Raw genomic sequence first — 23494 nt, 5'->3', positions numbered from 1 at the left:
CGTGCTGCCATTCTGTGAAGCTCACGCATCGAGGAACCGTCCTTGGACAATACGAAGACAACGAAGAGCGAGTATCGGATCGCGGTCATCCCCGGCGACGGCATCGGCAAGGAAGTGATGCCGGAAGGCCTCCGCGCCCTCGAGGCCGCGGCCAAGAAGCATCGCGTCAATGTGAAGTTCGATCATTTCGACTTCGCCAGCTACGATTACTATGCCAAGCACGGCCAGATGATGCCGGACGACTGGAAGGAGAAGATCGGCATGCACGACGCGATCTTCTTCGGCGCGGTCGGTTGGCCGGAAAAGATTCCGGACCACATCTCGCTGTGGGGCTCGCTGATCAAGTTCCGTCGCGAATTCGATCAGTACGTCAATCTCCGTCCGGTGCGGCTGATGCCGGGCGTGCCGTCGCCGCTCGCCGGCCGCAAGCCGGGCGACATCGACTTCTGGGTCGTGCGGGAAAACACCGAGGGCGAGTATTCATCGGTGGGCGGCCGCATGTTCCCCGACACCGACCGCGAGTTCGTGACGCAGCAGACGGTGATGACCCGGACCGGCGTCGATCGCATTCTGAAGTTCGCGTTCGATCTGGCGCAGTCGCGGCCGAAGCGGCACCTGACCTCGGCGACCAAATCGAACGGCATCTCGATCACCATGCCGTATTGGGACGAGCGCGTCGAAGCGATGGCGAAAGCCTATCCCGAGGTGAAGTGGGACAAGTACCACATCGACATCCTCACCGCTCATTTCGTGCTGCATCCGGACTGGTTCGACGTCGTGGTCGGCTCCAACCTGTTCGGCGACATCCTGTCGGACCTCGGCCCGGCCTGCACCGGCACGATCGGCATCGCGCCGTCGGGCAATATCAATCCGGAAGGTGACTTCCCAAGCGTGTTCGAGCCGGTTCACGGCTCGGCGCCGGATATCGCAGGCCAGGGCATCGCCAATCCAATCGGGATGATCTGGTCGGGCGCGATGATGCTGGAGCATCTCGGTGAGAAGCAGGCGGCGGCCTCGATCGTCAAGGCGATCGAACGGACGCTCGGCGAGCGCACGCTGCGCACCCGCGATCTCGGCGGTCAGGCCGATACGACGGCTTGCGGCAAAGCCGTGGCCGAGATGATCGAGTAGCGCGCCTGCCCGGAACGGTCAGTGGCGCACGGCCGCGGCGCGTTTCGACGTGCCGCGGCCGTTCGGTGTCACGGGCTTGCGCATCGTTGGCTTGCGGAGCGCCGTCTGCGGCCGCCTGGGTTTGTGCGGTCGGGTTGCGATCGGGTGGTCCGGCTTGCGGCTCGGCAAGTCGAACCGGGCTCGCAGCGGGCGCTTGAGCTTCTCGCGCGGCGTCGGCTTCGCGGTGGAGGGATGTTTTGCGGCGACGGGGCGCTGCGACGGCCGGCGCTGGCTGAGCGGCACCGGCTTTCGCGCGGCGCGAGATCTGACGTTGAGCTTCCGCGTGCGTTCCAGAATTTCGACGATCGTGCCGATCCGTTGCGATGATGGCGCAGGCGCGCGGGCCGGAGTGACCGGCGCCGGAAGCACAGAACGGACCGTCGGGCACGCGGCAGGCGGAAGTGCCGCGGGCGAAGATGCGGTGGCGGTCGTAAGGCCGGCATCAGGAATGTGGACCAGGCGCGGACGCGGGTCCGGGTTGCCGCGCAGGATCTCCGAGACGTAGAACGCGGCGATCAGCAACGCGGCGCCGTAAACGATGTCCGGCCAGAACATCAGTGCCAGGCTGATCACGATCAGCGCGATGGATGCTGCCTTGAACAGCCGCTCGCCGTCGTCGAGCAGGCGCTCGACCCAGAGCCAGTTGCCACGCTGCCAGATCGGCGGCAGCAGCTTGACGCCGAGCGTGTCGCGCGCGCGGGCGAAGCCGAGGTCGCGCGCGGCGAACAGATACCAGGCGATGCCGAAGGCCAGCAGGAAAGCCAGCGTGCCGCCGAGTCCGGCTGCGCAGCCGACGATGATCACAAGCCCGACGGCGCAAGTCGCAATCCAGTCCTTCATGGGCAAACTCCCTGCAAGCCGCAGCGATGTTGCACCAGGACGGCACGGCCCTGCGTTGATCGGGATCAGCCGCCGCGAGCGGACCGCGGCGCTGGCGGGTAATTAGTTGCCGCCGGCGCCTGGATTACGGGGAGAGGAGAGAAGCCGTTACGGCTCTGCGGCGATGCGCCGGCAATGTACCAGCGCAGCGTCGATCAGGTTTTCGCTCGCCTCCGGCGTGCGGAATGCGGAGTGCGCGGAGAGGGTGACGTTTGGCAGCGTCGCCAGCGGATGGTCCGCCGGCAGCGGCTCGATCTCGAACACGTCGAGCGCGGCGTGGCGCAGATGGCCGGAGCGCAGTGCGTCGATCATCGCCGCCTCGTCGGTGAGGCCGGCGCGCGCGGTGTTGACCAGGATCGCACCCGGCCGCATCGCGGCGATGCGCTCGCGCGACAGGAATCCACGGGTGGCGTCGTCGAGCAGCAGGTGCAGCGAGACGACGTGGCTGTCGCGCAGCAGCGTGTCGATGTCCACGAAGGTGACGCCTGCTATGGTCTTCGGCGTCCGATTCCAGGCGAGCACCTTCATGCCCGAGCCGTGTGCGATCCGCGCGACCTCGGCGCCGATGCCGCCGAAGCCAATCAGGCCGAGGGTCTTGCCGGTGAGCTGCATGCCGTCCTCGCGCAGCCATTGGCCGGCGCGCATCTCGCGGTCCATTAGCGCGAGGTTGCGCGCCGCCGCCCACATCAGCGCGATGGTGGCTTCGGCGACGGCGGTGTCGCCATAGCCGCGGATCAGGTGGACGCTGATGCCGAGTTCGGCGAGCTCCTCGATATTCATGTAGCTGCGCGCGCCGGTGCCGAGAAACACCACGTGCTTCAGCCCGGTGCATTGCCGCGCGATCTCGGTCGGGAGGTAGGTGTGATCGATGATGGCGATCGCGGCGTCGCCCAGCACGGCGGGCAGGTCGCCCGGGCTGACGTCCGGATCGCGATGGATCACGATCGGAAGATCGTCGGGCCGCGCCTGCTGCTCCATGATCAGCGCCAGCGTGTCGCTGGCATCGACGAACACCGCGTGCATGTGTGCTTCCCCCCAACCCCGATTGTTACTTCGCGACGCCGGCGAGCGACAGCACAGTGTGCAGCAGCACGTTGGCGCCCGCGGCACAATCGGCCTGGGTCGCGTCCTCCAGCTCGTTGTGGCTGATGCCGTCCTTGCACGGCACGAAGATCATCGCGGTCGGCACCTTGGCGTTGAGGTTGCAGGCGTCGTGACCGGCCCCCGAGGTGATGCGGCGATTGGCGTAGCCGAGCGTTTCCGCAGCCGTCGCGACCGCGCCGACCAGTGTCGTGTCGAAATGCGTCGGCTCCTTGCGCCAGACCAGATCGAGCGTCACCTCGACCTTGCGCTTGGCGGCGATCTCGGCGGCCGCGGCGCGGATGCGCGCATCGAGCTGCGCGAGAATGGCCGCGTCCGCGCTGCGGGCGTCGATGGTGAAGGCGATTTCGCCGGGAATGACGTTGCGCGACGGCGCGGCGATCACCGCTTCGCCGACGGTGCCGACCGCGTTGCCGAGCTCGGTCGCGACCCGCTCGACGGCAAGCACGATCTCGGACAGCGTCGCCAACGCATCGCGGCGCAGGTTCATCGGGGTGGAGCCGGCATGGCTCTCGAAGCCGGTGATTTTGCCGTCGTACCACAGCACGCCTTGGCCGTTCTCCACCACGCCGATGGTCTTGCCCTCGGCTTCGAGGATCGGTCCCTGTTCGATATGCAGCTCGATGAAGCCGCTGAACGGCTGCGTGCCGACGGCCTGATCGCCGCGATAGCCGATGCTGTCGAGCGCCTCCGCAACGCTGATGCCGGCGGCATCCTTCCGGCTCAGAATATCCTCGACGGTGAAGTCGCCGACGAAGGCCGCCGATCCCATCATCGCGGGGGCGTAGCGCGAGCCTTCTTCATTGGTCCAGTTGGTGACGCACAGCGGCAGCTCGGTCTCGATGCCGGCGTCGTTCAGGGTGCGGATCACTTCCAGCGCGCCGAGCGTCCCGAGAATGCCGTCGAACTTGCCGCCGGTCGGCTGGGTGTCGAGATGCGAACCGAGCCCGATCGGCGGTTTCGACATGTCGCGGCCCTTGCGCAGCGCGAACATGTTGCCGAGCGCATCGATCCGCACCTCGAGCCCCGCCTGTTCGCAGGCGCTGCGAAACCAGTCGCGCACCTGCTTGTCCTCCGGCCCCAGCGTCAGTCGCCGCACGCCGCCTTTCGGCGTGCCACCGAACTTTGCCGTGGTGTGGATGGTGTCCCACAGGCGTGCGGAATCGATCTGCAGGTTCGAGGCAGGCTTGGTCATGAGGTCTCCGAATAAGACAAGACGCCGCCGAGCGGCGCGGCAGAGGTGAGAGAGTTCAACGCGCCGCTGCGCGCGTCAACCAATTGCGGGTTCGCGCGCCGGCAGAATGTCGCGGAGCTGCGCTGCATCGGGCGCAGCCTCGGGCACAGTTTCCGGCATGAAGCCGCCGGTGTGAGCGATGTCGACTGCGAGTTCGGCAACGCGCTCGATCGCTACCGTGTCGGGAGAGGCGAGCCAGCTGGCCGAGAACCGCAGCGGCGGGATCTTGAGGTCGGTCTGCAGCAACTGAAGACGTCCGTCGGCGAGTTCGTTCTCGACGATCGCGGTCGGGATCACGGCGATGCCCAGTCCCTCGATCGCCATGTGAACGACGGTGCCGAGCGAGGCCGACGCGTGCAGCCGGATCGGCGGCAGCTCCGGTTTGTTGAACAGCGAGCGGACGATCTCGTAAGGCTGCGTCTTGCGCGGGAAGGTGATGATCGGAAATCTGGCGAGATCCTCGACAGCCAGCGGGCCGCTGCCGAGTCCGAGTGAGGGACTCGCCAAAAAGCCGATCGCATACTCGCACAGTACACGGCTGCGCACCGTCGAGGCCGTCATCGGCCCGAGCAGGAAGGCGAGCTCGATCTCTTGCGCCAGCAGGCGCGCGCGCAGGTTCGGGGTGATGTCGACTTCGATCTCCAGCGACAGGTTCGGATACAGCCGATTGACCCGCTCGATCAGCCGCGGCAGCCATGTGTGCACGATGGTCTCGGCGACGCCGAGCCGCAGCACGCCGCGCATGCTGGACTGATCGCCGACTACCGCGAGCATTTCGGTGCGCAGCCCGATCAGCTTTTCGGCGTAGAGCATCAGCTGCCGGCCGCTCGGGGTCGGCGAGGCCATGCGATGATCCCGCTGCAGCAACCGGACGCCGAGTTCGCGCTCAAGTTGTGCGATCCGCTGGGAGATCGCGGGCTGCGTGGTGTTGAGCTTATGCGCGGCCCCGCGGAAGCTGCCCAGCGTCACGACCCACAGGAAGGTCTCGAGCGCTTTGAAGTCCACCATCGGGTGGCTCCTCTCATGAATAACGAGAGCTTATCGTTTCTGATCAGAAACAAAGATTAGACATTATATTACGCTTGCGCTCCACTGCTGTCGAGAGAGGCAGGATGAGAGGATGACTGTTTTTATGGCAGGCGAGCAGCTCCAGTCCGAGGGTTCGATGAGTCCACCTCACCAGGCGAGGCTCGCTTATCGGGCTGGCCTGGCCGACTCGACCGCCGGCGTTGCCCCCGGCTTCGTCCAGGGCAATCTGGCGATCCTTCCTGAAAAGTACGCCGCCGCCTTCCATCGCTTCTGCCAGCTCAATCCCAAACCTTGCCCGATCATCGGCATGTCCGACGTCGGCAATCCGATGATCCCGACGCTCGGCGTCGATCTCGACATCCGCACCGACGTGCCGGCCTACCGGGTCTGGCGCGACGGCGAGGTGATCGACGAGCCGGCTGACGTCATGGCGCATTGGCGTGACGATCTGGTCGCTTTCGTGATCGGCTGCTCGTTCTCGTTCGAAGAGGCGCTGCTCGCCGACGATATTCCGATCCGTCACATCGAGGAGAAAGTCCGCGTCCCGATGTATCGTACCAACATTCCCTGCACGCCGGCGGGACCGTTCGCCGGCCCGATGGTGGTGTCGATGCGGCCGCTCAAGCCGAAGGACGCGATCCGCGCCGTACAGATCACCTCGCGTTTTCCATCCGTCCACGGCGCGCCGGTGCATATCGGCCTGCCGCAGTCGATCGGCATCGCCGATATCGCCAAGCCGGATTATGGAGATGCGGTGACGATCAAGCCCGACGAACTTCCGGTGTTCTGGGCATGCGGAGTCACTCCGCAGGCAGTGATCGCGGCCGCCAAGGTCCCGTTCGCAATTACACACGCGCCCGGATTGATGCTTGTCACCGACCTGAAGAACAAGCACCTTGCGGTGCTGTGAGGCCAACCGAACCTTCGATCCAAAACCTTCGATCCCTTGACCATCAGCGCTGGTAACAAAGGAATATGACATGAAGATCGATCGCCGTAATCTCCTGCTGGGTGGCGCCGCGACGGCGGCCGTGCTGCCGTTCGCCACGGCCGCACGCGCGCAGGCCAAGGAAGTCGTCATCGGCGTGATCTATCCGCTGTCGGGCGCCAGCGCGCAGATCGGCGTCGATGCGCAGAAGGCGTTCCAGACCGCGGCCGAGCTAATCAATGGCAACTATGACTACGACCTGCCGCTCGCACGCGGCGAGGGCCTGCCGGGGCTCGGCGGCGCCAAGATCCGTCTGGTGTTCGCCGATCACCAGGCCGATCCGCAGAAGGGCCGCGCCGAGGCGGAGCGCCTGATCACGCAGGAGAAGGTGTGCGCTATCGTCGGTACCTATCAGAGTGCCGTCGCGGTCACCGTCAGCCAGATCTGCGAGCGCTATCAGGTTCCGTTCCTGTCGGCCGACAACTCCTCGCCGAGTCTGCACCGCCGTGGTCTGAAGTACTATTTCCGCGCCGCGCCACATGACGAGATGTTCTCGCAGGCGATGTTCGATTTCTTCGATGCGCTGAAGAAGAAGGGCCAGAAGATCGAGACGCTGGCGCTGTTCCACGAAGACACCATCTTCGGCACCGACTCGTCGAACGCGCAGCTCAAGCTCGCGCAGGACCGGGGCTACAAGGTCGTCGCCGACATCAAGTATCGCGCCAACTCGCCGTCGCTGACGGCCGAAGTGCAGCAGCTCAAGGCCGCCGACGCCGACGTGCTGATGCCGTCGAGCTACACCACCGACGGCATTCTGTTGATCCGCACCATGGGCGAACTCGGCTACAAGGCCAAGAACATCGTCGCGCAGGACGCCGGCTTCTCCGAAAAGGCGCTGTACGACGCGGTCGGCGACAAGATCCCGGGCGTGATCTCGCGCGGCTCGTTCTCGCTCGACCTCGCGCAGAAGCGGCCGATGGTCGGCAAGATCAACGAAATGTACAAGGAGAAGTCCGGCAAGGACTTCAACGACTACTCGTCGCGACAGTTCATGGGTCTGATCGTGATGGCCGACGCCATCAACCGCGCCAAGTCGACCGACGGCGAGAAAATCCGCGAAGCGCTGGTCGCCACCGACATGCCGGGCGAACAGACCATCATGCCGTGGAGCCGCGTCAAGTTCGACGAGCAGGGGCAGAACACCTTCGCCGACCCGGTGCTGCTGCAATATGTCGGCGGCAAGTTCGTCACGATCTTCCCCGAACAGGCCAAGGTCGCGGAGGCGATCTGGCCGATGCCGTAAGGAGATCGCTACCGCTCACCGTCATTGCGAGCGAAGCGAAGCAATCCAGCGCGGTGCACTGATCTGGATTGCTTCGTCGCTTCGCTCCTCGCAATGACGGGGATGCGCTTTTTCTTGTTCAGGAGCATTGCCTTTGACCACCGCCACGATCATCCAGTCCCTGGCCAGCGGCCTGCTGATGGGACTTCTCTACGGGCTGGTCGCGGTCGGCCTGGCTCTGATCTTCGGCCTGATGGACGTCACCAACTTCGCCCACGGCGAATTCCTGATGTTGGCGATGTACATCACCTTTTTCCTGTTCGCGTTCTTCGCGATCGATCCGCTGCTCGCCGCGCCCCTGGTGGGGGCGGCGATGTTCGTATTCGGCGCGGTGGCGTATTTATTGGTGGTCCGGTTCGCGATGCGGGCCAAAGCCAATATCGGCATGGTCCAGATCTTCACCACCTTCGGCCTCGCCATCCTGATGCGCGGCCTGGCGCAGTACTTCTTCACGCCGGACTATCGCAGCATCAACGTCTCCTGGCTCGGCGGCAAGACGCTGCAGATCGGCGGCGTGTTTCTGCCGGTGCCGCAACTGGTCGGCGCGCTGGTGTCGCTGGCAGCGTTCGGGGCGCTGTACTTCTTCATCAAGAAGACCGACTTCGGCCGCGCGCTCGAGGCGACCCGCGAGGACGCCGGCGCTGTGGCGCTGGTCGGCATCGACAAGAACAAGGTGTTCGCGCTCGGCTGGGGCCTCGGCGGCGCGCTGGTCGGATTGGCCGGCGCCGTGATGGCGATGTTCTTCTACATCTATCCCGACGTCGGCGCCTCGTTCGCACTGATCGCCTACGTCACCGTGGCGCTCGGCGGCTTCGGCAGCGTGTTCGGCGCCTTCGCCGGCGGCATCATCGTCGGTCTGGTCGAGGCCTCCACCGCGCTGATCCTGCCGCCGTCGCTCAAATCCGTCGGCATTTACGCGGTGTATCTGCTCGTTGTCTTCATTCGGCCGCGTGGCCTGTTCGGATCGATCTGATGGACGACGCTCACAACAAACGCCGCCTGCGCGACCTCATCGTCGCCGCGGTGCTCGCCTGTATCGCGGCGCTGGTGCCGCTGTTCGTCAAGGACGTCTACGTCCAGAACATCATGGTGCTCACCCTGATGTATGCGGCGCTGTCGCAGGCCTGGAATATCCTGGGCGGCTATTGCGGCCAGATCTCGCTCGGCCACGCGCTGTATTTCGGCCTCGGCGCCTATACGACGGTGCTGCTGTTCACCAAATTCGGCGTGCTGCCCTGGTTCGGCATGCTCGGCGGCGGGGTGATCTCGGCGGCGATCGCGCTGGCGCTGGGGTATCCGACGTTCCGGCTGCGCGGCCATTACTTCGTCATTGCCACCATCGTGATCGCCGAGATCGGCTTCCTGCTGTTCCACAATTGGGACTGGGCCGGCGCGGCGCTCGGCATCGACATCCCGGTCCGCGGCGACAGCTGGGCCAAGTTCCAGTTCACCCGCAGCAAGCTGCCTTACTACTACTTCGCGCTAGTGTTCTGCTGCGTCGCCTGGCTGGTGACGTGGTGGCTCGAGAATTCGAAGTGGGGCTATTGGTGGCGCGCCGTGAAGGACAATCCGGAGGCGGCTGAAAGCCTCGGCGTCGTGGTGTTCAACTCGAAGATGGGCGCGGCCGCGGTCTCGGCCTTCCTCACCGCGATCGGCGGCGCGTTCTACGCGATGTTCGTGTCCTACATCGATCCTGAGAGCGTGATGACGTTCCAGTTCTCGCTGCTGATGGCGTTGCCGGCGGTGCTCGGCGGCATCGGCACGTTGTGGGGGCCGGTGCTTGGTGCGGTGATCCTGATCCCGCTCACTGAACTGACCCGCTCGTTCATCGGTGGCTCCGGCCGCGGCGTCGACCTGATCCTTTACGGCACTGTGATCGTGCTGATCTCCCTGGCGCGCCCCGAGGGCCTGATCGGCCTGTTCTCGCGGCGCCCGGCCTCGAAGGGAGTGCCGCAATGACCGCGCCGCTTCTGGAAACCCGCGGTGTCTGGCAGCGCTTCGGCGGCCTCGTCGCCAATAGCGACGTCTCGATCTCGGTCGGCCGCGGCGAGATAGTCGGCCTGATCGGCCCGAACGGCGCCGGCAAATCGACTTTGTTTAATCTAATCGCCGGCGTGCTGCCGCCGACCCAGGGTTCGATCATCTTCGACGGCGAGGACGTCACGAAGCTGCCGGCGACTGCGCGCTGCGCTCGCGGCATTGGTCGCACCTTTCAGGTGGTGAAGAGCTTCGAGTCGATGACGGTGATCGACAACGTCATCGTCGGCGCGCTGATCCGCACCACGGTGATGCGCGAGGCCCGCCGCAAGGCGCACGAGGTGCTGGCGTTCTGCGGCCTCGATGCCCGCGCCGACGTGCTGGCCAGCCAGCTGATCCCGTCGGAGAAGCGCCGCCTCGAAGTCGCCCGCGCGCTCGCCACCGAGCCGAAGCTGCTGCTGCTCGACGAGGTGCTGACCGGCCTGACGCCGACCGAAGCCGAGAAGGGCGTCGAGCTTGTCCGCCGCGTGCGCGACACCGGCGTCACCGTGCTGATGGTGGAGCACGTCATGGAGATCGTGATGCCGCTGGTCGACCGCGCCATCGTGCTCGATCTCGGCAAGGTGCTCACCGAAGGCAAGCCGGCCGACGTCGTGCGCAATCCGAAAGTCATCACTGCTTATCTTGGGGATCGTCATGCTGTCGGTGCGTGAGGTCACCACCGCCTATAAGGGGCTGGTCGCAATTTCCCAGGTCTCGATCGAGGTCGAGAAGGGCGAAATCGTCTGCGTCGCCGGCGCCAATGGCGCGGGCAAGTCGACGCTGCTGAAATCGATCGCCGGGGCCGAGCGCATTCGCTCCGGCGAAGTGGCGTTCGACGGCCAGCGCATCGACGGCACCGCGCAGCACCTGATCACCGCGCGCGGCATCGCCTATGTGCCGGAGAACCGCCGGCTGTTCCCGCGTCTGTCGGTTCACGACAATCTGCGGCTCGGTAGCTACATGTTTCGCGGCAAGCCGGATCGTGAGCAGCCGCTTGAGCTGGTGTTCAGCCTGTTTCCAAGGCTGAAGGAGCGGCTCGAGCAACGCGCCGAGACGCTCTCCGGCGGCGAGCAGCAGATGCTCGCGATCGGCCGCGCGTTGATGACGAGGCCGCGGCTCTTGATGCTCGATGAGCCGTCGCAGGGCATCATGCCGAAGCTGGTCAGCGAGATCTTCCAGTCGGTGAAGAAGATCCGTGACGCCGGCATGACGGTGCTGATCGTCGAGCAGCGCATGGCCGAATGCCTCGAAATCGCCGACCGTGCCTACATCCTGCAGACCGGCCGCGTGCTGATGCAGGGCAAGGCGGCCGAGCTGATGGACAACCCCGACGTTCGGAAGGCGTATTTGGGGTTGTAGACAGCCACTGTCCGGATAGAGTGCAGCAGCTTTTTCCGTCGCCGACGTCGTTGCGAGCGAAGCGAAACAATCCACAGGCTCAGTACGTGACGCTGGATTGCTTCGTCGTTTCGCTCCTCGCAATGACGACGATCTCCTGCCGGGCTGCAAATGCCGCGCTTCGCCGCCAATCTCTCTTTCCTGTTCACCGAAGTGCCGTTCCTCGACCGCTTCGAGGCGGCGGCTGTGGCAGGGTTTCGGGCGGTCGAATTCCTGTTTCCCTACGACCATGCGCCGGAGGACATCGCCGACCGACTGCGGCGCTACGATCTCACGCTGGCGCTGTTCAACCTGCCGCCGGGAGACTGGACCGCCGGCGAGCGTGGCTTTGCGGCGCGGCCGGACAAGTTCGAGGAGCTGCAGCGGAGCCTGCATACGGCGCTGCCTTATGCGCTGGCCACCGGCGCCAAGCGGGTTCACCTGTTGGCCGGGCTCGCGGATCGACACGACGGCGCAGCCGCGTTGGCGTTCCGTCGGTCTCTGGCGGTGGCGGCGCATTTCTTTGCCCCGCACGGCATCGACGTGATGATCGAGCCGCTGAACAGGCGAGACGTGCCGGGCTATTTTCTCGATGATTTCGGCGTGGCGCGCGATCTGATCCGCGAGCTCGGCATTCCGAACCTCAAGCTGCAGTTCGATATTTATCACTGCCAGATCCTGCACGGCGATGTGGTGATGCGGCTGCGCGAGCTGATGCCGATCATCGGTCATATCCAGATTGCCAGCGTTCCGTCACGGCAGGAGCCGGATAGGGAGGAGCTCAACTATCCGTTCCTGTTCTCGGAACTCGATCGGCTGGGCTATGCGGGCTTCGTCGGCGCGGAGTATCGGCCGCGCGCCGCCACCACCGATGGGCTCGGCTGGTTCGCCTCCTATCGGGCTGGCAACACCTGACAGTCGTCGATCATTTCCGCCTGTGATCCCAAGCACGTCGTTCGACTCAAGACCGGAGTCGATTCACGGGATGCACCGCTCGTCGCCGGGATGCTGAGTGTTAGCCCGGCCTGACATCTCGTCCACTCAGAGTAGTTGTGCGGAAAAATTCGCGCTGACGGTTCCGATTTTAAGTCCTGAGTGAGGATTACCCCACTAATTCAAAAGGTGCGGCAGAAGCCGCAGCGCGGTGTCAGCCGTGGGGGCAGGGCGGCGCGTCTTTCAGAGTATTTGGGGATCCGACGATGTTCGACCGCCTTTCGATCCGCGCCAAGATCATGTCAGTTCTGGCTTCACTCCTGATCCTGATGATGGGTCTCGGTGTCGTAGCCATTCTGAAAATGCAGTCCATCAATGCACATACCGATGACATCGCCGTCAACTGGATGCCGAGCGTCCGGGCGCTTGGCGACCTGCGCGCGACCGGAATCACTTATCGAACGGTCATTCGTCAGCACCTGCTGTCGTTCTCGGCTGAAGACAAGCAGGCGGTGGACAAGACGGTCGAGGCCGTCAAGACGCGCGTCGCCGATGCTCGAAGCGCTTACGAGCGCCTGATCACGTCTGCCGAAGAGCGGGCGCTCTATCGGGAATGGTCTCAGCTCTGGGACGAATACGTCCGCGGCACCGAAGAGGTGCTGGCGCGATCCCGCAAGGACGTCGGGCGCGTTTCCGAAGAAACCCGCGACTACAATGCCAAGGTGGTGAACCCGATCGGCGTCAAGGCCGACGAGGTGCTGCAGCGGGACATCGACTTCAACAACAAGGGCGGCGATCAGGCCAGCAAATCGGCGGCCGATAGCTTCCGCTCCGCGCTGTACATGGTGATCGGCATTCTCGCGATCGCGACGCTGGCTTCGATCGGTCTTGGGATCCTGCTGGTCCGCGATGTGTCACGCGGCATCGGCTCGATCATTCAGCCGATGCAGGCGCTCGGCCGTGGCGATCTCACCGCGGTGGTGCCGCACCAGGGAGAGAAGACCGAGATCGGCGCGATGGCCGATGTGCTGCAGGTGTTCAAGCAGGCGCTGATCGACAAGCGCGCCGCCGACCAGGCCGCCGCGGCGGATGCCGATGCCAAAATCGCGCGCGGTCAGCGCGTCGACGCGATCACCCGCTCCTTCGAGTCGATGATCGGCGAGATCGTGCAGACCGTGTCGTCGGCTTCGACCCAGCTCGAAGCCTCTGCGGGGTCGCTGTCCGCGACGGCTGGGCGTTCGCAGGAAGTCACCACGCTGGTCGCCTCGGCGTCCGAAGAAGCCTCCAACAATGTGTCTTCGGTTGCTTCGGCCACGGAAGAGATGGCGTCGTCGGTCAATGAGATCAGTCGGCAGGTGCAGGACTCGGCCCGTATCGCCAGTGAGGCGGTCGAACAGGCCCGGCGCACCAATGCTCGCGTCGGTGAACTGGCGCAGGCCGCCACCCGGATCGGCGACGTCGTCGAACTGATCAACACCATCGCGGGCCAGACCAATCTGCTGGCGCTCAACGCCACCATCGAGGCGGCGCGTGCCGGCGAGGCGGGCCGCGGCTTCGCGGTCGTCGCCAGCGAGGTCAAGGCGCTGGCCGAACAGACCGCCAAAGCCACCGGCGAGATCAGCCAGCAGATCACCGGCATTCAGGCCGCCACCCAGGACTCGGTCGGCGCCATCAAGGACATCGGCGATATCATCGGCCGAATGTCCGAAATCGCCTCGACGATTGCATCGGCGGTGGAAGAGCAGGGCGCCGCCACCCAGGAGATCGCCCGCAACGTTCAGCAGGCGGCGCTCGGAACCCAGCAGGTTTCGGCCAACATCGTCGATGTCCAGCGCGGCGCCGGCGAAGCAACGGCGGCCTCGACCCAGGTGCTGTCTGCCGCCCAGTCGCTCTCGGTCGAAAGCAACCGGCTGAAATCCGAAGTCGGGCAGTTTCTCGAATCCGTGCGAGCGGCCTGACACGACCAACCTTGCCTCTTGAGCCGGCCGCGGGCCGGCTTGGAGCGTGGCTCCTCGGAACTGATCACCTCGCGAGATTGTGCGATGCGGCGGGGCGCCATGCGTGCCCTGCCGCTTGGCTATTGGGCGACGGTTCGGTAAGTCTCGTGAAGAGGCTACGTGGCAGCGTGGCCCCGCACCAAGATCGGGGAACGCCGACGGATGATATCGCTGGTCCGCATCGCACTGAGCCGGCCCTACACCTTCGTGGTGCTCGCGCTGCTCCTGCTGATCGTCGGCCCGCTCGCCGCGATGCGCACGCCCACCGATATCTTCCCCGAGATCCGCATTCCGGTGATCGGCGTGGTCTGGCAATACACCGGTTTGCCACCGGACCAGATGGCAGGCCGCATCACCACGCCGTTCCAGCGTGCGCTGACCACCACCGTCAACGACATCGAGCACATCGTCGCGAATTCTTATAACGGCTTCGGCATCGTCAAGATCTTCTTCCAGCCCAATGTCGACATCCGGACCGCCAACGCACAGGTGACGGCGATTTCGCAGACGCTGCTCAAGCAGATGCCGGCGGGCGCGACGCCGCCGCTGATCCTGAACTACTCGGCCTCGACGGTTCCGATCATCCAGCTCGCGCTGTCGGGCGACGGCATGACCGAGCAGAGCCTCGCCGACCTCGCGATCAATCAGCTGCGCACGCCGCTGGTCACCGTGCCCGGCGCGGCGATCCCTTGGCCGTTCGGCGGCAAGCAGCGCCAGATCCAGATCGATCTCGATCCCGGCGCGCTGCAGGCCCGCGGTCTGTCGGGGCAGGATGTCGCCAATGCGCTCGCCGCGCAGAACCTGATCACGCCGGTCGGCACCCAAAAGATCGGCGAGTTCGAATACGTCATCCAGCTCAACAATTCGCCGCTCAAAATCGAGGATCTCGGCAATCTGCCGATCAAGGCGGTGAACGGCGCGATGGTCTACATCCGCGACGTCGCCTCGGTGCGCGACGGCAATCCGCCGCAGACCAACATCGTCCATGTCGACGGCAACCGCTCGGTGTTGATGATGGTGCTGAAGGCCGGCGCGGTGTCGACGCTCGACATCATCGACGGCATCAAGCGCAAGATCGTCGAGGTCAAGGACGCGATGCCGGAGTCGCTGAAGATCGCCTTGATCGGCGACCAGTCGGTGTTCGTGCGCGGCGCCATCGCCGGCGTGGCGGTCGAAGGCGTGATCGCGGCGCTGCTGACCAGCGTGATGATCCTGCTGTTCCTCGGCAGTTGGCGCTCCACCATCATCATCGCAGTGTCGATTCCGCTCTCGGTGCTGGGCGCCATCGTCTGTCTGGCGGCGATCGGCGAGACGCTGAACATCATGACGCTCGGTGGCCTCGCACTCGCGGTGGGCATTCTGGTCGATGACGCCACTGTGACGATCGAGAATATCAACTGGCATCTGGAGCAGGGCAAGGACGTCGAAACTTCGATCCTGGACGGCGCGCATCAGATCGTGACGCCGGCTTTCGTGTCGCTGCTGTGCATCTGCATCGTGTTCGTCCCGATGTTCTTCCTGCAGGGCGTCGCGCGTTTCCTGTTCGTGCCGATGGCCGAAGCGGTGATGTTCGCGATGATCTGGTCGTTCATCCTGTCGCGCACGCTGGTGCCGACGATGGCCAAGTATCTGCTGAAGCCCCATGTCCATCACGGCAGCCTCGACGGCAAGCAGCGTTCGCGCAATCCGCTGGTCCGCTTCCAGCAGGGCTTCGAAAGCTTGTTCGCGCGTTTCCGCCACGGCTACGGCGACCTGCTGACCCTGGCGATGGGCCACCGCAGGCTGTTCGTCGCCGGCTTCCTCGGAGTCGTCGCGGTGTCGTTCGTGCTGGTGCCGTTCCTCGGCCGCAACTTCTTCCCGTCGGTCGACGCCGGGCAGATCCTGATGCACGTCCGCACCCAGGTCGGCACCCGTGTGGAGGAGACCGCCAACCAGCTCGCCGAGGTGCAGAAGGCGATCCGCGCGGTCATTCCGCCGGACCAGATCGAGACCATGACCGACAACATCGGCATGCCGATCTCGGGCATCAATCTGACCTACAACAATACGGGCGTAATCGGCACCCAGGACGGCGATATCCAGATCAAGCTGAAAGGCGAGCACCGGCCGACCGAGGAATACGTCAAGCTGCTGCGCGAGCAGCTGCCGCGGCAATTCCCCGGCATGAGCTTCGCCTTCCTGCCGGCCGACATCGTCAGCCAGATCCTGAACTTCGGCGCGCCGGCGCCGATTGATCTGCAGGTGCGCGGCGCCAATCTGGCGGCCAATTTCGAATATGCCGGCAAGCTGCTTGCCAAGATCAAGCGCATCCCGGGCGTCGCCGACGCGCGGCTGCAGCAGTCGCCGAACAATCCGACCTTCAATATCGACGTCGACCGCACTCGCGCCCAGTATGTCGGGCTGACCACACGCGACGTCACCAACAGCCTGGTGGTGAATCTCGCCGGCTCGTCGCAGGTCGCGCCGACCTATTATCTCAACCCCGATAACGGCGTGTCCTATTCGATCGTGATGCAGACGCCGCAATATCAGATCGACTCGCTCGGCAAGCTGGAGACGATTCCGATTTCCGCGACCGGCACCGCCGGCGCCAGCGCGCCGATCCTCGGCGGCATCGCGGACATCACGCGCTCCGCCGGCAACGCGGTGATCTCGCAATACGACATCCAGTCGATGGTGCAGATCTTCGCTACCACGCAGGGGCGCGATCTCGGCGCGGTGTCGGCCGACATTCGCAAGGTGATCGACGAGACCAAGGCCGAGGTGCCGAAGGGCTCGTCGGTGGTGCTGCTCGGCCAGGTGCAGACGATGAACAGCGCGTTCTCTGGCCTGCTGTTCGGCCTGCTCGGCGCGATCGTGCTGATCTATCTGCTGATCGTCGTGAACTTCCAGTCCTGGGCCGATCCGTTCGTGATCATCACGGCGCTGCCGGCGGCGCTTGCCGGCATCGTCTGGATGCTGTTCGCCACCGGCACGACGATGTCGGTGCCGGCGCTCACCGGCGCGATCATGTGCATGGGCGTCGCCACCGCCAACAGCGTGCTGGTGATCTCGTTCGCGCGCGAGCGCTACGCCGTGCTCGGCGATCCGGTGCAGGCGGCGCTCGAGTCCGGGTTCGTCCGTTTCCGCCCGGTGCTGATGACGGCGCTGGCGATGATCATCGGCATGGCGCCGATGGCACTCGGGCTCGGCGAGGGCGGCGAGCAGAACGCGCCGCTCGGCCGCGCCGTGATCGGCGGCCTGATCTGCGCCACCGTCGCCACCCTGATGTTCGTGCCCGTGGTGTTCAGCATGGTCCACAAGAAACAGCCGGCGCAGGACGCCGCCCCGGCGCCGGAGTTGTCGCATGTCCACTGAAGCGCCGCCGCGCAAATCCCGTCGCGGACTCGGCATCGCCGGCCTGCTGCTCGCCTGCGGCGCGGTCGCGGTGGTCGTGACGGGCATCAGCGCGCGGCAAAAAAGCAACGCCGACCTTCGCGTCTGGACCGACGAGCAGGCGATCCCCAGCGTCGCAGTGGCCAAGCCGGACGGAAAGGCGCGCGCCAGCACGCTCGATCTGCCGGGCCGGCTCGAAGCCTATTCCCGCGCGCCGATCTACGCCCGTGTGTCGGGCTATGTGAAGAGCTGGAGCGCCGACATCGGCGCGAAGGTCAAGGCCGGGCAGGTGATCGCGGAGGTCGAAGCTCCGGATCTCGATCAGCAATTGCTGCAGGCCCGCGCCGATCTCCTGAGCCAGCAGGCCAGCGCGCGGCTCTCGGAGGCGACGCTCAACCGCCGCAAGACGCTGGTGGCGTCGAACTTCGTCTCCGCTCAGGAGATCGATGAGCGCACCGCGGACCTGTCGAACAAGAAGGCGGCGGTGAAGTCCGGTGAGGCGAATGTCGAGCGGCTCGAAGCGCTCGCTGGCTTCAAGAAAATCACCGTGCCGTTCGACGGTGTGGTCACCGAGCGCAACACCGACGTGGGTGCACTGGTCAGCGCCGGCTCCAACGCCGGGCCTGCGATGTTCGTGGTGTCGGACATCGCGCGGCTACGTGTGTACGTCAATGTGCCGCAAACTTATGTGCCGCTGATCCGGATCGGCGCCAGGGCGGTGATCACGCTGCCGGAATATCCGAACCGGACTTTCCCGGCCACCGTCGAAACCTCGTCCCAGGCGGTCGATGCCTCGACCGGCACGACGCGGATGCAACTCGTGCTCGACAACCCGAAAGGCGAGCTGATGCCCGGTGGCTATGCCAACGTGAAGCTGAGCCTCACCAGTGATCAGGTGTCGCTCTACGTGCCGGCGAGTGCGCTGATGTTCAACCGCGCCGGTCTGCGTGTCGCCACCGTCGGCCCTGACGATCGCGTGCAGTTCAAAGATGTGAAGATCGCGCGCGATCTTGGCCGCGAAATCGAGCTCGCTTCCGGCCTCGCTCCCGACGATCGCATCATCATCGCGCCGCCGGACGGCCTGTCCAGCGGCGACAAGGTCCGCGTCGTGGGCGACGCCGTCAAAGGCAAGCCGACCGCGTCGGAGAGGCAGGACGTGAAGGGGTAGGTTGCTACGCCGATCGTCGCGTAGCACCGCCTCCATTGGGCGTCATTGCGAGGAGCGAAGCGAAGCAATCCAGCTCGGTGCACTGAGCTGGATTGCTTCGCTTCGCTCGCAATGACGAAGGAATGGCGCATACCCGCCGCGGTACGGTGCGGCTCAGTGGGTGCGGCTTAACTCGCCCGCCACTCCGGCACGCCATCGGCACCGGCCGATATCGCGCCACGCGCGCCAACCGGGGTGCGATCCAAATCCGTCAGCACCGCCAGCGTCGCCTGGTCCTGCGCCGGCACCCGCGCGAGCGTGCGGGCGCCATCGGGCGTGCGCAGCACAACGACGCCGTGCTCGACCTCGCCGCGGCCGGTGTAGATCACCGTGGAGCTCTCAATGGCTGCGTCGCCGGTGACCTCGGTGACGAATGGCGGCACCTCGCCGTAAGCCGCGTCGGCCCTGGCCTGGACGCTGACATTCTCATCGAGTGCCGACTCCGGCGCCTCGCGCGACACCACGAGCGCGTGGTGCTTGGTGACGAAGCCGCCCTGGCCGTACAGCAGGCCGCGCTTGCCGCCGTCGCGCAGCTTGCGCACCATCGCGCAGGCGGCGTGGGTCATGTAGGTGTTGAGCGGCGCGCCGAAGAATGTCAGGCCGCCGGTCACGGTCGGCTGCACGTCGTCGCCGAGCCCGAGCGTTCGTCGCGCCATCTTCGGCACCACCGGGAAGCACGAATACAGCTCGATCGCATCGAAGGCGCGGCCGTCGCCGTCGACCATCGCCTTGATCGTCTCCAGCACCGCGTTCTGGGCGTGGCTCTGCATGAATTGATCGCGCGCCAGGAAATCGCGCGGCTCTTCGGCCGACGCGCCGCCGTGGATGTAGATCAGCTTGCCTTCGGGAATGCCGGCCTCGCGTGCTTTCGCAAGCGACGTCAGCAGCACTGCGCCGCCGAAATTCACGCTCGGATTGGCGACCATCAGCTTGGTGTAGGGCCAGGCGATCAGCCGGTTGTCGGCGGACGGCGTGGTGATTTCGCCCGGCGTGTAAGCGCGCTTGATCCAGGCATTCGGGTTCGCTGCCGCAGCCTGCGCGTAGCGCGACCACAGCACGCCCGACTCGTCGAGGGCCTGACGCGGGGTCTGGCCCCAGTGCGCAGCAGTTGCTGCTTCATAGAGCGGATACACGGTGATTGGTCGCGCGATACCGAGCTGCGTCGCGAGTGGCTTCTGGAACGCTGCGCCGCGCTTCGGCTCCGGGGCATCGCTGGCGAACGGTGTCCACGGCAGTTCGAGCTTGGCGCGCGCCGCTTTGGTCGCGGTCGATTGCGCTTCGGCGCCGCACACCACCGCGACATTTGCTTCGCCGCGCTGGATGCGCAGCGCCGCCTCATGGATGAAACGGATCGGGCTCTCGCCGCCGACCGGCCCGTAGAAGCAGTGCCGCGGCGTGACGCCCAGCCGCTTGGCGAGCTGCTGCTCCGGATCGTGATAGCGCCAGCTCAGGAAGTTGACGATATCGATCGAGTCGATCTCGCGTAGTAGCGCGGCGGAGCTGTCGTCGCCGGCGCGCCGCACGGCGGCGTCCAGCAGGGCCAGCGGCTCCAGACCTTGCGCGATGTCTTTAGGATGATCGGCGATTTCGCCGACACCGACGATGACTGGAATGCGCTCGGGCGGAAGTTGGCTGGCCATCTGCTTTTCTTCTTGTTGGTGGAGGTTGTGTTCGTCAGAACGCCGTGTAGCCGCCGTCGATCACGAAGGTGTCGGCGGTGTGATACGAGGACGCCTTGCTCATCAGATACACGGCGATGCCGCCGAAATCTTCAGGCTCGCCGAACCGGCGCACCGGAATACGCGGCATCACGTTGGCGACGAACTTGTCGTTGCCCATGATGCCGGCGGTCATGTCGCTCTTGATCCAACCGGGCAGGATGGCATTCGCGGTGACGCCGTTGCGCGCGAGCTCGACCGCGAGCGCGCGCACCAGCGCGTTGATCGCCGCCTTGGTGGCCGCGTAGTGCTCGTTACGCGCGGTGCCGAAGATCGAGGCGAGGCTCGAGGTCGCCACCAGCCGTCCGAACGGATCACCATTCGCGGCGCGCTCGGTCATATGCCGCGCTGCGGCCTGGAAGGCGTGGAAGACGCCGTCGAGATTGGTGGCGAACATTGTGCGCCACTGCTCCTCGGTGCGATCGATAAAGGCCTGGCGTCCGCCGCCGCCGATGCCCGCATTGGCGAAGCAGCCGTCGACGCGGCCGAAGGTCTTCAGCGTCGCTTCCATTGCGGCCTTGACCGACGCCGGGTCGGTGACGTCACAGACCTGGGCTTCGGCCTTGCCGCGCGCGCCCGCGAGACTCTGCACGGCGGCCTTGTTCTTGTCCGGATTGCGGCCCCAGATCGAGACGTTGCAACCGGCCGCGGCGAGCGCCTGCGCCATGCCGAGACCGATGCCGCCATTGCCCCCGGTGACGACCGCGACACGGCCGCTCAGATCGAAAATGCTCATACAGCGTTTCCATTTTTGTTGTTGGGCGCTAAACCGTGACCACGGCCGTGCGCTGCTATCGTCGTCCGACCATGGACAAGCGCGTCGCAAAAATCAAATATGGCCTCGGAGAACGAAGTCCTTCCACACCGCGGAATAACGCGGTCCACAGCGAGGAAACTATGCAGTTCAAACACGTCACGCTCGAATTCGAAGGGCCGGTCGCCGTCCTGAAGCTGGACCATCAGGAAGTGATGAACGCGGTGTCGATCGACATGCTGGGCGGCCTCGGCGAGGCGCTCGATGCGATCGAAGACAAGCGCGCCGAAGTACGTTGCCTCGTCATCACCGGCGCGGGCCGCGCGTTCTGCACCGGCGCCAATCTGCAGGGCCGCAACTCCGGCAACAACATGAGCCAGAGCGGCAAGGGCGCGGGCGCCGCGCTCGAGACCGCCTTCCATCCGTTCCTGCGCCGGCTGCGCAAGCTGCATTGCCCGATCGTCACCTCGGTGAATGGCCCTGCCGCAGGCGCTGGCATGAGCTTCGCGCTGATGGGCGACATGATCTTGTGCGCAAAGTCGTCCTACTTCCTGCAGGCGTTCCGCCGCATTGGTCTCGTTCCGGATTGCGGCTCGACCTGGCTGCTGCCGCGCCTGATCGGCAAGGCGCGCTCGGTCGAATTGTCGCTGCTCGGCGAGAAGCTGCCGGCCGAGAAGGCGCTGGAATGGGGCCTCGTCAATCGCGTCCACGACGATGCCGAGCTGTGGGCCGAGACCATGAAGCTGGCGCAGGAGCTCGCCAACGGTCCGACCATCGCGCTGTCGCTGATCCGCAAGCTGTATTGGGACTCGCCGGAGAATTCGTTCGAGGAGCAGCTCAACCTCGAGTTCGAATCGCAGCGCATCGCAGGCTCCACCGATGACTTCAAGGAAGGCGTCGGCGCGTTTCTCGAGAAGCGCCCCGCGCAGTTCAAGGGCAAGTAACCGCGAATGGCCCAGCCCGCGATTGCGGACGCGCTCGCGCACAGCGTCAGGCGCTGGTGCGCGGGCGCGACGGGAATTCGCGCCGCCGCGCAGCTCTCCGGCGGCGCGAGCCAGGAGACATGGTCGTTCGTGATCGAGCGGCCGGATGGCGATATCGCGGCGATCCTGCGCCGCTCGCCTCCGGGCTATGGCAGCGTATCCGGCCGCGCGGCGGGCCTTGATGCGGAAGCGGAGCTGATGCGGCTTGCTTTCGACGCCGGCGTGCCGTCGCCGCGCGTTCTGCACGTGCTGACCGACGACGATCAGCTCGGCGCCGGCTTCGTCATGCAGAAGGTCGACGGCGAAACCATCCCACGCAAGATCCTGCGGGACGAACAGTTCGCCGACGCCCGGCCGAGGCTGGCGCGGCAGATCGGCACGATCCTCGCCGGCCTGCACGGCATCGATCGGTCTGCGTTGCCTGAGCTGCGCACGATCAGTTCGACCGAGGAGATCGGTTTGTTGCGCGAGGATTATCGCGCGATGGACTGGCCGCGCCCGGTGTTCGAACTGGCGCTGCGCTGGCTCGCCGATCACGATCCCGGCGTATCGCGAGCGATCACGCTGGTGCACGGCGATTTCCGCCACGGCAATCTGATCATCGGGCCTGACGGCGTGCGCGCGGTGCTCGACTGGGAGCTGGCGCATTGCGGCGATCCGATGGAAGACCTCGGCTGGGTCTGCGTCAATTCGTGGCGGTTCGGCGAGATCGACAAGCCTGTCGGCGGCCTCGGCTCGCGCGAGGAGATGTTCGCGGGCTATCGGGAAGCCGGCGGCACCGTCGATGCGGATCGCGTCAAGTTCTGGGAAGTGATGGGCACGCTGCGCTGGGGCATCATGTGCTGCGGCATGATGCAGCGCTTCCGCCAAGGCCCCGATCACTCGATGGAGCGCGCGATGATCGGCCGGCGCTCGTCGGAGACCGAGATCGATCTGCTGCGGCTGTTGGCGCCGCGCGGTTAGTTAGGAAAGGCGAAGCCGATGCAGGACGAACCGAGGCCCGACGAACTAATCAAGGCGGTCGCCGATTTCCTGCGCGACCACATCGCGCCGCAGATCACCGGCCACGCCGCCTTCAAGCTGCGCGTCGGCATCAACGCGCTCGATCTAGTGACACGGCAGCTGACGCTGGCGGATCGAAGCGATGCCGCGGAGTTGGCGAGCCTGAAGGACCTGCTCGGCGTCGATGGCTCGCTGCTCGAACTCAACAGCCTGCTCTCCGAGCGCATCGCCGCCGGTACGATGGATCTGTCGTCGCCCGGTTTGCAGGACCATCTGTGGCAAACCACAATGGCCAAGCTCGCGGTCGATCAGCCGAACTACGCGAGCTATCGGCGCGAGCGGAAACAGAATTAGTTGGTCCGCTGAGCCCTGATCGGCTCGCCGTCGCCGCGTCCGACACCTATCGTTCGTCATTCCGGGGCGCGCGAAGCGCGAACCCGGGATCC

20 protein-coding genes are annotated in these 23494 nt (G+C 65.4%); 14 read left to right on the top strand and 6 right to left on the bottom strand.

All coding sequences use genetic code 11. The annotated features are described in order from the left end of the window. Positions 1-42: 42 nt before the first annotated feature. Positions 43-1131 carry a tartrate dehydrogenase gene (locus tag ACFFJ6_RS13095; protein ID WP_378388342.1) on the top strand — a complete coding sequence of 363 codons (1089 nt, stop codon included), beginning with the start codon at positions 43-45 and terminating at the stop codon, positions 1129-1131. 18 nt (positions 1132-1149) lie between these two features. Here ACFFJ6_RS13095 and ACFFJ6_RS13090 read toward each other — a convergent pair whose 3' ends face one another. The 4 genes from ACFFJ6_RS13090 to ACFFJ6_RS13075 form a co-directional block, all read right to left on the bottom strand. Then, positions 1150-2010 carry a hypothetical protein gene (locus ACFFJ6_RS13090; RefSeq protein WP_378388340.1) on the bottom strand — a complete coding sequence of 287 codons (861 nt, stop codon included), beginning with the start codon at positions 2008-2010 and terminating at the stop codon, positions 1150-1152. A gap of 147 nt (positions 2011-2157) precedes the next feature. Continuing rightward, a complete protein-coding gene (locus ACFFJ6_RS13085; RefSeq protein WP_378388338.1) occupies positions 2158-3072 on the bottom strand; it encodes an NAD(P)-dependent oxidoreductase in 915 nt (304 codons plus the stop codon). 25 nt (positions 3073-3097) lie between these two features. Then, the gene (locus ACFFJ6_RS13080; RefSeq protein ID WP_378388336.1) at positions 3098-4345 is read right to left on the bottom strand and encodes a Zn-dependent hydrolase; all 1248 of its coding nucleotides are present in this window, start codon (positions 4343-4345) and stop codon (positions 3098-3100) included. A gap of 75 nt (positions 4346-4420) precedes the next feature. Continuing rightward, a complete protein-coding gene (locus ACFFJ6_RS13075) occupies positions 4421-5392 on the bottom strand; it encodes a LysR family transcriptional regulator (protein ID WP_378388334.1) in 972 nt (323 codons plus the stop codon). Between the two features lie 112 nt (positions 5393-5504). Between ACFFJ6_RS13075 and ACFFJ6_RS13070 the strand changes: the two genes are divergently transcribed. From ACFFJ6_RS13070 to ACFFJ6_RS13025, 10 genes are all read left to right on the top strand, one after another. Continuing rightward, the gene (locus ACFFJ6_RS13070) at positions 5505-6323 is read left to right on the top strand and encodes a putative hydro-lyase (protein ID WP_378388332.1); all 819 of its coding nucleotides are present in this window, start codon (positions 5505-5507) and stop codon (positions 6321-6323) included. 70 nt (positions 6324-6393) lie between these two features. Then, positions 6394-7644 carry an ABC transporter substrate-binding protein gene (locus ACFFJ6_RS13065; protein WP_378388330.1) on the top strand — a complete coding sequence of 417 codons (1251 nt, stop codon included), beginning with the start codon at positions 6394-6396 and terminating at the stop codon, positions 7642-7644. Positions 7645-7777: 133 nt separating this feature from the next. Next, on the top strand, positions 7778-8656 hold the full coding sequence (locus ACFFJ6_RS13060) for a branched-chain amino acid ABC transporter permease (protein WP_378388328.1): 879 nt from the start codon (positions 7778-7780) through the stop codon (positions 8654-8656). Next, complete coding sequence (locus tag ACFFJ6_RS13055; RefSeq protein WP_378388326.1) at positions 8656-9642, top strand: branched-chain amino acid ABC transporter permease; 987 nt, start codon at positions 8656-8658, stop codon at positions 9640-9642. Before ACFFJ6_RS13060 ends, ACFFJ6_RS13055 begins: the two co-directional genes overlap by 1 nt. Further along, complete coding sequence (locus ACFFJ6_RS13050) at positions 9639-10373, top strand: ABC transporter ATP-binding protein (RefSeq protein WP_378388324.1); 735 nt, start codon at positions 9639-9641, stop codon at positions 10371-10373. Before ACFFJ6_RS13055 ends, ACFFJ6_RS13050 begins: the two co-directional genes overlap by 4 nt. Beyond that, complete coding sequence (locus ACFFJ6_RS13045; RefSeq protein WP_378388322.1) at positions 10357-11061, top strand: ABC transporter ATP-binding protein; 705 nt, start codon at positions 10357-10359, stop codon at positions 11059-11061. The genes ACFFJ6_RS13050 and ACFFJ6_RS13045 overlap by 17 nt, the downstream gene beginning before the upstream one ends. 150 nt (positions 11062-11211) lie before the next feature. Then, complete coding sequence (gene otnI / locus ACFFJ6_RS13040) at positions 11212-11994, top strand: 2-oxo-tetronate isomerase (RefSeq protein WP_378388320.1); 783 nt, start codon at positions 11212-11214, stop codon at positions 11992-11994. Positions 11995-12278: 284 nt separating this feature from the next. Next, positions 12279-13970, top strand: coding sequence for a methyl-accepting chemotaxis protein (locus tag ACFFJ6_RS13035; protein ID WP_378388318.1), 1692 nt, complete (start codon positions 12279-12281; stop codon positions 13968-13970). 201 nt (positions 13971-14171) lie between these two features. Then, positions 14172-17366 (top strand): efflux RND transporter permease subunit, encoded by a 3195-nt coding sequence (locus ACFFJ6_RS13030; RefSeq protein ID WP_378388316.1) that lies wholly within the window; start codon positions 14172-14174, stop codon positions 17364-17366. Further along, positions 17356-18552 carry an efflux RND transporter periplasmic adaptor subunit gene (locus ACFFJ6_RS13025; RefSeq protein ID WP_378388314.1) on the top strand — a complete coding sequence of 399 codons (1197 nt, stop codon included), beginning with the start codon at positions 17356-17358 and terminating at the stop codon, positions 18550-18552. The genes ACFFJ6_RS13030 and ACFFJ6_RS13025 overlap by 11 nt, the downstream gene beginning before the upstream one ends. Before the next feature lie 167 nt (positions 18553-18719). On the opposite strand, the gene ACFFJ6_RS13020 is transcribed toward ACFFJ6_RS13025, so the two are convergent. Both ACFFJ6_RS13020 and ACFFJ6_RS13015 read right to left on the bottom strand, forming a co-directional pair. After that, positions 18720-20231, bottom strand: coding sequence for an acetyl-CoA acetyltransferase (locus ACFFJ6_RS13020; protein WP_378388312.1), 1512 nt, complete (start codon positions 20229-20231; stop codon positions 18720-18722). A 34-nt stretch (positions 20232-20265) separates the two neighbouring features. After that, on the bottom strand, positions 20266-21045 hold the full coding sequence (locus ACFFJ6_RS13015; RefSeq protein WP_378388310.1) for an SDR family NAD(P)-dependent oxidoreductase: 780 nt from the start codon (positions 21043-21045) through the stop codon (positions 20266-20268). A 161-nt stretch (positions 21046-21206) separates the two neighbouring features. Here ACFFJ6_RS13015 and ACFFJ6_RS13010 point away from each other — a divergent pair, with 161 nt between their 5' ends. From ACFFJ6_RS13010 to ACFFJ6_RS13000, 3 genes are read left to right on the top strand one after another with little or no spacing between them, the layout of a single operon-like run. Continuing rightward, entirely contained in the window at positions 21207-22007 is an 801-nt protein-coding gene (locus ACFFJ6_RS13010) for an enoyl-CoA hydratase/isomerase (RefSeq protein WP_378388308.1), read from the top strand. Between the two features lie 6 nt (positions 22008-22013). After that, positions 22014-23009 carry a phosphotransferase family protein gene (locus ACFFJ6_RS13005; RefSeq protein WP_378388306.1) on the top strand — a complete coding sequence of 332 codons (996 nt, stop codon included), beginning with the start codon at positions 22014-22016 and terminating at the stop codon, positions 23007-23009. Positions 23010-23027: 18 nt separating this feature from the next. After that, positions 23028-23402 (top strand): DUF6285 domain-containing protein, encoded by a 375-nt coding sequence (locus ACFFJ6_RS13000; protein WP_378388304.1) that lies wholly within the window; start codon positions 23028-23030, stop codon positions 23400-23402. The last annotated feature ends 92 nt before the right edge of the window (positions 23403-23494 follow it).

The organism is Rhodopseudomonas telluris (assembly GCF_042432815.1).
Taxonomy (GTDB): Bacteria; Pseudomonadota; Alphaproteobacteria; order Rhizobiales; family Xanthobacteraceae; genus Rhodopseudomonas; species Rhodopseudomonas telluris.
This window is presented reverse-complemented; position numbering and strand designations above follow the sequence as displayed.

Excerpts from the sequence above, each read along its gene's own strand:
- ACFFJ6_RS13090 (WP_378388340.1), bottom strand. The coding sequence starts at position 2,010 with ATGAAGGACTGGATTGCGACTTGCGCCGTCGGGCTTGTGATCATCGTC.
- ACFFJ6_RS13085 (WP_378388338.1), bottom strand. The coding sequence starts at position 3,072 with ATGCACGCGGTGTTCGTCGATGCCAGCGACACGCTGGCGCTGATCATG.
- ACFFJ6_RS13080 (WP_378388336.1), bottom strand. The coding sequence starts at position 4,345 with ATGACCAAGCCTGCCTCGAACCTGCAGATCGATTCCGCACGCCTGTGG.
- ACFFJ6_RS13075 (WP_378388334.1), bottom strand. The coding sequence starts at position 5,392 with ATGGTGGACTTCAAAGCGCTCGAGACCTTCCTGTGGGTCGTGACGCTG.
- ACFFJ6_RS13070 (WP_378388332.1), top strand. The coding sequence starts at position 5,505 with ATGACTGTTTTTATGGCAGGCGAGCAGCTCCAGTCCGAGGGTTCGATG.
- ACFFJ6_RS13065 (WP_378388330.1), top strand. The coding sequence starts at position 6,394 with ATGAAGATCGATCGCCGTAATCTCCTGCTGGGTGGCGCCGCGACGGCG.
- ACFFJ6_RS13055 (WP_378388326.1), top strand. The coding sequence starts at position 8,656 with ATGGACGACGCTCACAACAAACGCCGCCTGCGCGACCTCATCGTCGCC.
- ACFFJ6_RS13050 (WP_378388324.1), top strand. The coding sequence starts at position 9,639 with ATGACCGCGCCGCTTCTGGAAACCCGCGGTGTCTGGCAGCGCTTCGGC.
- ACFFJ6_RS13045 (WP_378388322.1), top strand. The coding sequence starts at position 10,357 with ATGCTGTCGGTGCGTGAGGTCACCACCGCCTATAAGGGGCTGGTCGCA.
- otnI (WP_378388320.1), top strand. The coding sequence starts at position 11,212 with ATGCCGCGCTTCGCCGCCAATCTCTCTTTCCTGTTCACCGAAGTGCCG.
- ACFFJ6_RS13035 (WP_378388318.1), top strand. The coding sequence starts at position 12,279 with ATGTTCGACCGCCTTTCGATCCGCGCCAAGATCATGTCAGTTCTGGCT.
- ACFFJ6_RS13030 (WP_378388316.1), top strand. The coding sequence starts at position 14,172 with ATGATATCGCTGGTCCGCATCGCACTGAGCCGGCCCTACACCTTCGTG.
- ACFFJ6_RS13025 (WP_378388314.1), top strand. The coding sequence starts at position 17,356 with ATGTCCACTGAAGCGCCGCCGCGCAAATCCCGTCGCGGACTCGGCATC.
- ACFFJ6_RS13020 (WP_378388312.1), bottom strand. The coding sequence starts at position 20,231 with ATGGCCAGCCAACTTCCGCCCGAGCGCATTCCAGTCATCGTCGGTGTC.
- ACFFJ6_RS13015 (WP_378388310.1), bottom strand. The coding sequence starts at position 21,045 with ATGAGCATTTTCGATCTGAGCGGCCGTGTCGCGGTCGTCACCGGGGGC.
- ACFFJ6_RS13010 (WP_378388308.1), top strand. The coding sequence starts at position 21,207 with ATGCAGTTCAAACACGTCACGCTCGAATTCGAAGGGCCGGTCGCCGTC.
- ACFFJ6_RS13005 (WP_378388306.1), top strand. The coding sequence starts at position 22,014 with ATGGCCCAGCCCGCGATTGCGGACGCGCTCGCGCACAGCGTCAGGCGC.
- ACFFJ6_RS13000 (WP_378388304.1), top strand. The coding sequence starts at position 23,028 with ATGCAGGACGAACCGAGGCCCGACGAACTAATCAAGGCGGTCGCCGAT.